Origin of the sequence: Alteromonas profundi (genome assembly GCF_010500865.1) — a bacterium.
Classification (GTDB): Bacteria; Pseudomonadota; Gammaproteobacteria; order Enterobacterales; family Alteromonadaceae; genus Alteromonas; species Alteromonas profundi.
The window spans coordinates 150,447-161,525 of sequence record NZ_JAAAWN010000008.1; the positions used below are offsets into that span (position 1 = coordinate 150,447).

Sequence of the window (11,079 nt, forward strand, 5' to 3'; positions counted from 1 at the left end):
GAACCTATATGATAGAAGCCGATAGACTGATCACCCCAGATGCCAGTAGCGAAGATGAAATTATCGACCGTGCTATACGGCCTAAAATGCTTAGCGACTACACAGGGCAACCCCATGTCTGTGAGCAAATGGAAATTTTTATTCAAGCGGCCCGCAATCGCGATGATGCGCTAGACCACCTTCTCATTTTCGGCCCGCCCGGTTTAGGTAAAACGACCTTAGCAAACATCGTGGCGAATGAAATGGGGGTGAGTATTAAAACTACCTCCGGGCCTGTGCTTGAGAAAGCGGGCGATTTGGCCGCATTGCTGACTAACTTAGAGCGCAACGATGTGCTATTCATTGATGAGATACATCGTTTAAGCCCAGTGGTTGAAGAAATTCTTTACCCAGCCATGGAAGATTATCAGCTGGATATTATGATAGGTGAGGGGCCAGCTGCACGCTCGATTAAGCTAGATTTACCCCCTTTTACGTTAGTTGGCGCGACCACGCGGGCGGGCTCACTAACGTCTCCCTTAAGAGATCGTTTTGGTATTGTACAGCGTCTAGAGTTTTACTCAGTAGCCGACTTAACCAGTATTGTTGCCCGTAGTGCAAGTTATTTGAATCTTACTATGGATGAGGAAGGCGCGAAAGAAGTTGCCCGTCGCTCAAGAGGTACACCACGTATCGCTAATCGCCTGCTGCGTCGTGTACGTGATTACGCAGAAATAAAGTCGGATGGCACCGTAGGCGCTGAAACGGCGGCGAAAGCGCTTGATATGCTAGATGTGGACAAGGAAGGTTTTGATTATATGGATCGCAAATTGCTTAGCGCTATAATCGAGAAGTTTGACGGTGGGCCGGTAGGGCTAGATAACCTAGCTGCGGCAATAGGTGAAGAAAAAGAAACCATTGAAGACGTAATTGAGCCATTTCTTATTCAGCAAGGCTTTTTACAACGTACTCCCCGAGGCCGAATTGTGTCTCAACGCGCGTACTTGCATTTTGGTTTTTCGCCCTCCGTTTAATCCTCAGTATTTGGGGCTATCGCCCCACTTTTTTATACGCAAAAAAAAGCCCGCTCAAGGGAGCGGGCTAAAACAACAAGTGTTGAAGGAAATAAATCCAGGGAACTCATGTCTAACAGGAGAAAAACTCTTGCCTAGCCGTGATAAACACCACTACGCTCTGTGCGACTGATGAAGCGTATTATAGGGAGCTTAAGAATTCTTACAATTGAGTAAAATTGTTTTTTAGCATTAGAAAAATTAATGTGTTTATCGGGTGTTAATAATCCGTCAATAAATCATTAAAACTGTTTATTTATGGGTGGTCTGACGTATAATTCTTATGGTATTTTTACTCTTTTAGTTGGAGTGCTAAGAGGGTTTTGATTAATTTTATTGAAGGTGAAAGGAATAGTTATGCATCGACATCAGGTACGTGTGTATTACGAAGATACTGATGCTGGCGGTATTGTGTACTATGCCAATTATTTAAAGTTCATGGAACGTGCACGTACCGAGTGGTTACGCAGCCTTGGTTTTGAACAAGATATATTATTGGAACAATCGGTGGCTTTTGTCGTCAAACGCGTTGAAATGAATAATTATGCGCCCGCAAGGTTTAATCAGCTGTTGAGTATTGATTCTGAGGTTGTAGAATTGAAGGGCGCTAGTATGACGTTTAAACAAACTATTAAAAACAAACAAGAATTGACATTAGTAACCGGAGAGGTTCATGTCGCTTGTGTCAATCTGGATTCAATGAAGCCCAGACGTATTCCACGTACATTATTAGGGGAAATTTCGCGTGTCATCTGATCTTACTTTTATCGGACTCTTTTTACAGGCCAGCTTTATCGTTCAGTTGGTTATGTTACTTCTACTCGGTGTTTCTATAGCTTCATGGACATTTATTTTTCAGCGTAGCAAGGCGTTGTCTGGTGCGCGTTCTGAAATGCGCCAATTTGAAGACAAGTTTTGGTCTGGGGCTGATTTAAATCGTCTTTATCAGGAACTTTCAGCGCGCAACAACTTAACTGGCATGAGCAGTATTTTCTGTGCCGGGTTCAAAGAGTTTGTACGACTACGTAAATCTAATACCAGCACCAACGGGGTAGTAGATGGTACGTATCGCGCTATGCGGGTTACCATGTCTCGACAGATTGACGAATTGGAAAGTCGTCTACCATTTTTGGCGACAGCAGGCTCTATAAGTCCCTACATCGGATTATTTGGTACAGTGTGGGGCATCATGAATGCCTTTATCGCTTTGGGTGAAGTACAGCAGGCCACGTTGGCCATGGTGGCGCCGGGAATTGCAGAGGCACTTATTGCTACTGCAATAGGCTTATTCGCCGCTATTCCTGCGGTAATTGCCTATAACCGCTTTAGCCATCAAGTTGAGAAATTAGAAAATAACTATGGCAACTTTATGGAAGAGTTCTCCGCTATATTGCACCGCCAGGCCATGGCTAGCCAAGCACAACAACCACAAGCCTAAGCTTATGTTAGGGACGAGCGAGGACTTGTTATGTATGTAAGAAAACGTAGAAGACCAGTATCGGAAATTAACGTAGTGCCCTACATTGATGTAATGTTGGTATTACTTATTATTTTCATGGTAACCGCACCGCTTATTTCGCAAGGTGTGAAAGTGGATTTGCCAAAAGCCAGTGCCAACCCAATTGAGCAAGAAGATAATCCACCTATTATTGCTTCGGTTGATGTAAAAGGGCGCTACTTCTTGAATGTCGGCGATTCACAAGACTCGCCTATAGATAAAGCATCGCTGGCGGCCGTGGTACAAGCTCAGCTTGAGAAAGATCCTAATACCCCTGTTGTGGTAAAAGGTGATGGCCAAGTAGCGTACAATGAAGTTATTCAGCTGATGGTACTATTACAAAGTGCGGGCGTACCCTCGGTGGGGTTAATGACCGACCCTGTAGAGCCAGAATAGGACTCTTGAAGTATGACAGCGTCGTCAGTCGCCATTTATAAATCGATAGGGCTCCACGTTATTGTGGCTGGACTGTTGCTTATTAGCGTCAGTTTTTCGCCTGATCCGCTGCCTAGCCTACCTACGAATGCACCCGTAATAGAAGCGACCTTCATTGATGCTCAAAAGCTAGCCAGTGAAAAGCGCGCGCAAGCACAGGCAGAAGCGCAAGCGAGAGCAGAAGAGGCTGAACGGCAGCGGCAAGCGAAAGCGGCCGCCGAAAAAAGGCGCCAGCAAGCCATAGCAGCAAAGCGGGCTCGTGAGAAGAAAGCAGAACAGGAAGCTAAGCTTAAGCGTCAAAAAGAGTTAGAACGCTTAGCGGCTCAAAAAGAACAGCAACGTAAAGAACGGGAAGCAAAAGCCAAAGCTGAAGCACAAAGAAAGAAAAAAGAAGCGGCTGAACGCGCGGAAATGGAAAGGATAATGCAAGAGCAACTAGCGCAAGAGCAAGCAGCGCAGCAAGCAAGGCGCCGAAAGCAAGTGCTTACAGAAGTTGAAAGGTACACTGCACTTATCCAACAGACAATTAAACGCAATCTCTATCAAGATGATAGTTTTACCGGCAAAGAGTGTCGATTAAATATTAAATTGGCCACCACCGGGTTTGTAACCAGCATTCGGGTATTAGGCGGCAACGAAGCGCTATGTCGCGCCGCTGAAAATGCGGTAAGACGTGCTGAAAAGTTGCCCGTTTCTGATGCAGCAGACGTATATGAGCAGCTTAAAGATATCAACTTAAAAGTGGAATTGTAGTGAAATGAAGATACGAGGTTTATGGATAGCCGCCATCGCAATGGTGTTCAGTGCTAAGGTATTCGCTACCTTAGAAATAGTCATTACTGAGGGGATGGATAATGCTCGTCCCATAGGGGTGGTGCCCTTCAAGTGGAAAGGGGAAGGCGCATTTCCAGGTGAGTTATCAGAAGTAGTAATGGCAGATCTTATGCGCAGCGGTAAGTTTAACCCTGTCGCTACCAGTGAGATGCCACAGTTCCCTGAGACAGCCAACGATGTAGATTACTCCGCGTGGGCGTCGATGGGCGTAGATACCGTGCTGGTTGGAAGTATTAGCGAAAATGGTGCTGGCAAGTATCGGGTATCTTACCAGCTCATCGATGTGTTAAAAGGTCAACTTGATGGCGGTAAGTCTCAAGTACTAAAAGATGGCCAATTGGTTAACAGTAACAGCCATGTAATTGTCGCACGCCAGGCGGTAATAGATGGCAATGATTTTCGTCAATATGCGCACCGCATAAGTGACGTTGTATATGAAAAGTTGACGGGCGTACGTGGGGCATTTTTAACCCGAATTGCTTACGTGATTGTGCGCGACCGCGAGACGTATGAAAAACCCTACGAGCTTGTGATTGCCGACTATGATGGCGAGAATGAAACGCGCTTGCTGTCTTCTCCTGAGCCATTGATGTCGCCAGTGTGGTCACCCGATGGCGAAAAACTAGCGTATGTGAGTTTTGAGAATCGTCGACCGCAAATATTTATACAAGATATATATACCAGTGAGCGAACACGTATCACTAATTTTAGCGGTATTAACAGTAGCCCGGCGTTCTCGCCAGATGGCAAACAACTTGCTATGGTGCTATCTAAAGACGGTAATCCCGAGATTTACGTGATGGATCTCGCTACCAAAAACTTACGTAGAATTACCCGTAATCGTGCAATTGATACCGAGCCTGCGTGGTTGCCAGACGGTAGTGGTTTAATTTTTAGCTCGGAACGGGGTGGTAAACCCCAGATTTATAGCGTAAATTTAACATCTATGAAGGTGAGAAGGGTTACCTTCGTCGGTGAACAAAACCTCGGCGGAACAGTTTCCCCTGACGGTAAGCATATGGTTGTAGTGAACCAAACAAATGGTAATTATCATATTGCTAAGCAGCCACTTGATGGCGGTTCGCCGCAAGTACTGACGAGAACGTATTTAGATGAGTCTCCCAGTATTGCGCCAAATGGAAGCATGATTATTTACAGCACCCTGCATGAGGGAACCCAAGTGTTATCACTGGTGTCTCTTGATGGGCGTTTTAAAGCTAGGTTACCAGCAGCCAATGGACAAGTGAAAGCGCCAAGTTGGTCACCATTTTTGTTCTAAACACTGATACAGTAAACAATAACATTTAAGGATTAGTAGAATGCAAATGAATAAAATAATGAAAAGCTTCATTATCGCTTTGCCTGTGGTGACAATGATGGCCTGTTCATCAGGTCCTAGTGAAGAAGAGTTGGCTGCTGAACGTAACCGTCTAGCGCAAGAACAAGCTGCGGCAGAAGCCGATGCGCGTGAAGCCGAAGCACAACGTGTAAAAGCTGAAGCCGCCCAACGAATGAAGCGTCAAGAAGAAATGGTTCAGCAAGAAATTGAAGCATTGAAAAATGAACAAACCGTATATTTCGACTTTGACCGCTCAGGCATTAAGCCAGAATTTCAGCGCCTTTTAGACAAGCACGCAGCATTCTTGGTTAACAACCCTGACCAAAAAGTAACAATTGAAGGCCACACTGACAGCCGTGGTACACCTGAGTACAACATTGCTTTAGGTGAGCGTCGTGCACAGTCGGTTGAAACATACCTAATGAATGCTGGCGTAAGCAGCAGCCAAATTTCAGTGGTTTCATATGGCGAAGAAAAACCTGCGGTGATGGGCTCAACTGAATACGCGTTCGCTCAAAACCGTCGCGGAGTGGTTGTATACCGATAATGGCTTATACCCTGGTTAAATCTTTAAAAATGGGCGTCGCGGTAAGCGTCGCCCTTGCGTTCTCGGGTCAGGGTTATGCTCAGGCGCCTGTGTATGATGCCAACGGTTCTACCGATTTAGAGCAGCGTATTGCGGTGCTTGAAAGAATAGTCAAAAGCCGTACAGAAATGCAACATCGCCTGCAAACGCAACTCGATAATATGCAGCAAGAAGTGGATACCCTTCGAGGTGCCGTTGAGGTTAATACCAACGAGTTGCAGAAAGTATTAGAACGCCAAAGAGAGTTATATCTCGAAATAGATAAACGGGTGGAAGCACTGAAGCAAAATGGGACGTTAACCACGTCGCCAAGCCCAACCATATCCTCGACGACGAACCAACCTACCCAAGCGCCACAGGAAGGTGAGGAAGCCGCATACAACAATGCGGTTAACCTAATATTAAAGTCGCGAGAGTACGATAAGGCAATTCCCGCTTTTCAGTCATTTATCGCGCGTTTTCCGAATAGCGAGTACGCCCCTAATTCCCACTACTGGCTGGGTCAATTGCTGTTCAATAAGCAACAATGGGAAGAGGCCAGCGATCAGTTTAATACGGTAGTAAGTCGTTTCACTAACTCTAGCAAACGTCCCGATGCCTTACTGAAACTTGGCGTTATTGCTGAGCGTACCGGTGATGTAAGCCGGGCAAAACAGTTATTTCAACAAGTGATAAGTGAATATCCTGATTCGTCGGCTAAGCGCTTAGCTGAATCGAGATTAAATAGCCTTTAAAAAAAACCTCTCATCGAGAGGTTTTTTTGTATGCACAGTGTGTTTAGGGCAACTTCCAAAAGTTTTTTATATATTTTAACGATAATTTCCGCCACTTTTTTACTACGCTCGCAAATATTATAGGTGCCGTATCAAGAGCCTAAATACCCTTAAGTGCAGTAAATGTGGGGGAATAAATGAACGATTTGTGTTCATTTTGAACGCTTAAAAGGTTTTTGACAGAAAAATGAAAATAAAAGAGGCTTTTGGGTTGCGTCAGAAAAAAATCTGAGTATTATATGCCGCCGTTGCCAAGACACAGGCAACGGTAGGAAAGAAGGGTCGTTAGCTCAGTTGGTAGAGCAGTTGACTTTTAATCAATTGGTCGCTGGTTCGAATCCAGCACGACCCACCACTTCTTCTCCTTCCATCAAATGACGGGTCGTTAGCTCAGTTGGTAGAGCAGTTGACTTTTAATCAATTGGTCGCTGGTTCGAATCCAGCACGACCCACCATCATTTGAACAACAAGCAAATCGCTTGGTGTTCGTCTCTTATCGAACATACCGTTATGTGTTACTTGATGGGTCGTTAGCTCAGTTGGTAGAGCAGTTGACTTTTAATCAATTGGTCGCTGGTTCGAATCCAGCACGACCCACCATCAAGCACGCATCTAGATTTTCCTATCAAGTACGTCAAACCCCGTTAATGATGAAGAGCCAAACTTCTCTTATTGCTTACCATTTTCCGTAGATTACAGTGTGAGTATTTATGCCCACAATTAACACGCTCATCCTCCCATCACTTCGTATTTAGGATTATGGTTAGTTTCTGCCGCACAAAGGTTGAAAAAAACACAATGATACATATCTAAGAAATGTGTAATTTTTATGACAGTTGGGTATAATCCACGCCCTTGTCGCAACAGAGATGTAGGTCAATGTCAGTAGCTTTTCGTGCGGAACAGGTCGAGTATCCTTTCCCAGCCAAACCACAGCCATTATCAGACGCCAAAAAGGCAGAGTTGAAATCTGAGATTAAAGCGTTGCTTAAGGCCCGCGATGCCGTACTCGTGGCGCATTACTACACCGATCCTGAGATACAGGCATTGGCGGAAGAAACCGGGGGCTGTGTAGCAGACTCGTTGGAAATGGCGCGTTTTGGCCGTGATGCACAGCAGCAAACATTAATTGTTGCAGGTGTACGCTTTATGGGTGAAACAGCGAAAATTCTTAGCCCTGAAAAAACAGTATTAATGCCCTCCCTCGAAGCTACCTGCTCGCTAGATATTGGCTGCCCTGTTGAAGAGTTCAGTGCGTTTTGCGACCAACACCCTGATCACACAGTAGTTGTATATGCTAATACGTCGGCTGCTGTTAAAGCGCGTGCCGATTGGGTGGTTACCTCAAGCATCGCACTAGAAATTGTTGAGCACTTAGACAGCCAGGGCAAACCTATTATATGGGGGCCTGACCGTCACTTAGGTGCTTACATAGCTAAGCAAACCGGTGCCGACATGCTTATGTGGCAAGGTGAGTGTATTGTGCACGATGAATTTTCGGCGCAAAAATTGGCCGATATGAAAGCACTTTACCCTGATGCTGCTATTTTAGTACATCCTGAGTCTCCAGCTAGCGTAGTTGACATGGCTGATGCTGTAGGTTCCACCAGCCAGCTTATAGCGGCATCGCAGAAAATGGACAATGACACCTTTATTGTTGCAACTGACAAAGGCATTTTTTATAAGATGCAACAGTTGACCCCCAATAAGACATTTATAGAAGCTCCAACGGGCGGTAACGGCGCTACGTGCAAAAGCTGTGCTCACTGCCCATGGATGGCAATGAACGGCTTAGAAGCGATTAAGGCGTCATTACAAGAGAACGCAAGTACGCATGAAATATTTGTAGATGACGGCTTACGCAAAGACGCATTGATCCCTCTGGACCGTATGCTTAACTTTTCTGCCGAGTTGAAGGCAAAACAAGGCCTATAAGCGGTTTAAGCTTAATTTATCAGCAGTTGTTCTGTTTTTTTACACTAGTTCTTGATAAACCAGCTTGCTTTACCTACTATACGCGCGCTGAAAGTTTTGCAGCAACGATTTAGCTATTTTGCATAAGCAAGGTAGGACAATTTGGAGAGGTGGCTGAGTGGCTGAAGGCGCACGCCTGGAAAGTGTGTTTAGGGTTAAACCTAACGAGGGTTCGAATCCCTCTCTCTCCGCCAAATTATCAAAAAGCCCCGTTTCTTCGCGAAGAACGGGGCTTTTTTGTGTCTAGCACAAAATTTGTAAAAGCCTAAGTCGTGCACCAATTGCATGTTTCAAACTCAACTCATCGACATACCAAAATTAAGCGCCTTTAGAGTGAGAGGGTTGGCACGTAGGGTACTTGAATAAATTTCATGATCTTAGTTATTAAAGCATGCCACCAAGTAGTACAATCGCGTTTTTATTTCATCATTCGTTAGTAGAGCCGTAAAATGAAATTTTTTATAACCCTTATTCGTAACCTTCTCGGGGCCATTATTGCATTTGTAGATGTTATTACCCGTGGCACTAAACTAAAACGTTCGCCGGAAAAACAAGAGCAAGTGGTAGAAGAAAGCCAGAATTTGGCTTTGTACCAGTTCTTTGGTTGCCCTTTCTGCATTAAAACTCGCCGTGCAATGTACAAATACAATGTGCCTATACAAAAACGAAACGTGTCAGAGGGGGCGCGGTACAGGGAAGAGCTGTTACAAGGCGGCGGAAAAATTCAAACGCCATGTCTTCGAATTGAAAATAAAGGTAGCGTTGAGTGGCTCTACGACTCTAAAGCGATTATTGACTATTTAGAAGCACGCTTTGTTGAAGCAAAGTAACTGGTAGGTATAGTTCCTTAACTAACCAAGACTAACTAAACAAGACAGGCATAGTAACTAACTAAGACAGGCATAGTACGGCAGTAACTAAATAACAGTAACTAAATAAGACAGGCATATGAACTTATTGCCATCCTTTACCGCATTTTACAGGGTATTGAAGTAAAACGAGTTCAAATTTCTGCCAATTTGCATTAAGGTGCAGCGCTAAAATTTTATAGCGGAAGTACTTCGTATGTCTTTATCTAATAAACCAAGCTTGTTGCACATGTATATGAACGGCAATATTGTATTGCAAATTGTCGTAGGCATACTGCTGGGTACGTGTTTGGCTTTCGTATCTCCTGAACTCGCCTCCAAAGCAAGCCTCCTCGGAACTCTGTTCGTGAAAGCCTTAAAGGCCATAGCACCGCTGTTGGTGTTTGTTTTGGTGATGGCCTCTATTGCCAACCATAAGAAGACACAGAAAACTTTTATTAAACCCGTACTTTTTCTGTATATGGCTGGCACACTTATAGCCTCGGTGACTGCCGTTATATTTAGTTTTGCGTTCCCTAGTACGCTGAATTTACTGACGTCAAATGTTGATCAAGTGGCGCCAGAAGGCGTTAGTGAAGTGCTACAAGCCTTGGTTTTTAACATGGTCGACAACCCAGTAAATGCATTGGTGCAAGGAAACTATATTGGCATTTTAACCTGGGCAGCAGCCTTAGGTTTTGGCCTAAGCAAGGGATCTGAAACCACCAAAAATGTGTTACAGAATCTAGCAGATAGCGTCACATCAGTCGTAAATGTTGTAATTCGATTAGCGCCTTTTGGTATTTTCGGATTAGTGGCAAACACAATCGCTAGCACCGGTATTGAGGCGCTTTTAGATTACTCTCATTTGTTACTTGTTCTCATCAGTGCGATGCTCTTTATCGCATTAGTTACCAACCCGTTACTTGTGTTTATTGCGACGCGGAGAAACCCCTACCCACTGGTTTTCACTTGTTTAAAAGAAAGTGGGATCACCGCATTCTTTACGCGTAGTTCTGCGGCCAATATTCCTGTTAATATGGCACTGTGCGAACGGTTGAAACTGAATGAAGACACTTACTCGGTATCCATCCCATTAGGCGCAACTATCAACATGGGAGGAGCGGCAATTACTATCACTGTGCTTACTCTAGCTGCAGTGAATACCCTAAATATTCCTATCGACTTCGTTACTGCGGTGCTGCTCAGCCTTGTAGCTGCTATATCGGCATGCGGAAGCTCTGGTGTTGCGGGTGGCTCGTTACTTCTTATTCCTCTTGCTTGCAGCCTTTTCAATATTCCTAACGACATTGCCATGCAAGTAGTAGCAACAGGGTTTATTCTTGGGGTTATTCAGGATTCTGCAGAAACAGCACTAAACAGTTCGACCGATGTCCTGTTTACGGCGGCAGCGTGCAAGAACTAAACATTAATTGAAAGGAAGAGAAAGATTATCAAGACATACATAGCATGAGGGAAGATTATTAAGACGGAAGATTATTAAGACAGGCATCAAACACGGCAGCAAAACTGTACTTCAGTACACTTTCTTTAACCTTGTTAGCTATTCACACTGTTAAAGGAGTAAATTAACGTTTGAACGCCCCATGCCGAAAGCCAGAAAGTCGCAAATTAGTTTATTGGATACACCGTATTATCACTGCGTTTCGCGCTGTGTACGCCGCGCGTTTTTATGTGGTGAGGAAAACGGTAAAAGCTTTGAGCATCGTCGCCAATGGG

Annotated in this window: 11 protein-coding genes, 4 tRNA genes and 1 pseudogene; all 16 read left to right on the forward strand. The window is 44.6% G+C overall.

What is annotated here, in order from left to right:
• Positions 1-8 precede the first annotated feature (8 nt).
• The gene (ruvB, locus tag GTH32_RS08240) at positions 9-1,013 is read left to right on the forward strand and encodes a Holliday junction branch migration DNA helicase RuvB (RefSeq protein WP_163084752.1); all 1,005 of its coding nucleotides are present in this window, start codon (positions 9-11) and stop codon (positions 1,011-1,013) included.
• Between the two features lie 396 nt (positions 1,014-1,409).
• Entirely contained in the window at positions 1,410-1,808 is a 399-nt protein-coding gene (ybgC, locus tag GTH32_RS08245; protein WP_163084753.1) for a tol-pal system-associated acyl-CoA thioesterase, read from the forward strand.
• A complete protein-coding gene (tolQ, locus tag GTH32_RS08250) occupies positions 1,798-2,490 on the forward strand; it encodes a protein TolQ (RefSeq protein WP_163084754.1) in 693 nt (230 codons plus the stop codon). The genes ybgC and tolQ overlap by 11 nt, the downstream gene beginning before the upstream one ends.
• Before the next feature lie 30 nt (positions 2,491-2,520).
• On the forward strand, positions 2,521-2,946 hold the full coding sequence (tolR, locus tag GTH32_RS08255) for a protein TolR (RefSeq protein WP_163084755.1): 426 nt from the start codon (positions 2,521-2,523) through the stop codon (positions 2,944-2,946).
• Positions 2,947-2,958: 12 nt separating this feature from the next.
• Positions 2,959-3,738, forward strand: coding sequence for a cell envelope integrity protein TolA (tolA, locus tag GTH32_RS08260; RefSeq protein WP_163084756.1), 780 nt, complete (start codon positions 2,959-2,961; stop codon positions 3,736-3,738).
• Between the two features lie 4 nt (positions 3,739-3,742).
• Complete coding sequence (tolB, locus tag GTH32_RS08265; RefSeq protein ID WP_163084757.1) at positions 3,743-5,098, forward strand: Tol-Pal system beta propeller repeat protein TolB; 1,356 nt, start codon at positions 3,743-3,745, stop codon at positions 5,096-5,098.
• A gap of 40 nt (positions 5,099-5,138) precedes the next feature.
• Positions 5,139-5,705, forward strand: coding sequence for a peptidoglycan-associated lipoprotein Pal (pal, locus tag GTH32_RS08270; protein ID WP_163084758.1), 567 nt, complete (start codon positions 5,139-5,141; stop codon positions 5,703-5,705).
• Entirely contained in the window at positions 5,705-6,478 is a 774-nt protein-coding gene (ybgF, locus tag GTH32_RS08275) for a tol-pal system protein YbgF (protein WP_163084759.1), read from the forward strand. Before pal ends, ybgF begins: the two co-directional genes overlap by 1 nt.
• Before the next feature lie 318 nt (positions 6,479-6,796).
• A tRNA-Lys gene (locus GTH32_RS08280) sits at positions 6,797-6,872 on the forward strand.
• Between the two features lie 24 nt (positions 6,873-6,896).
• A tRNA-Lys gene (locus tag GTH32_RS08285) sits at positions 6,897-6,972 on the forward strand.
• 69 nt (positions 6,973-7,041) lie between these two features.
• A tRNA-Lys gene (locus tag GTH32_RS08290) sits at positions 7,042-7,117 on the forward strand.
• A gap of 279 nt (positions 7,118-7,396) precedes the next feature.
• Positions 7,397-8,452: a quinolinate synthase NadA gene (nadA, locus tag GTH32_RS08295; protein WP_163084760.1), complete on the forward strand. Its 1,056-nt coding sequence runs from the start codon at positions 7,397-7,399 to the stop codon at positions 8,450-8,452.
• Between the two features lie 143 nt (positions 8,453-8,595).
• Positions 8,596-8,685 (forward strand) — tRNA-Ser (locus GTH32_RS08300).
• Positions 8,686-8,940: 255 nt separating this feature from the next.
• Positions 8,941-9,321 (forward strand): glutathione S-transferase N-terminal domain-containing protein, encoded by a 381-nt coding sequence (locus tag GTH32_RS08305; RefSeq protein WP_163084761.1) that lies wholly within the window; start codon positions 8,941-8,943, stop codon positions 9,319-9,321.
• Positions 9,322-9,556: 235 nt separating this feature from the next.
• A complete protein-coding gene (gene sstT, locus GTH32_RS08310; protein ID WP_163084762.1) occupies positions 9,557-10,765 on the forward strand; it encodes a serine/threonine transporter SstT in 1,209 nt (402 codons plus the stop codon).
• Positions 10,766-10,946: 181 nt separating this feature from the next.
• Positions 10,947-11,079, forward strand: a pseudogene (locus GTH32_RS19485) (transposase); the annotation flags it as partial.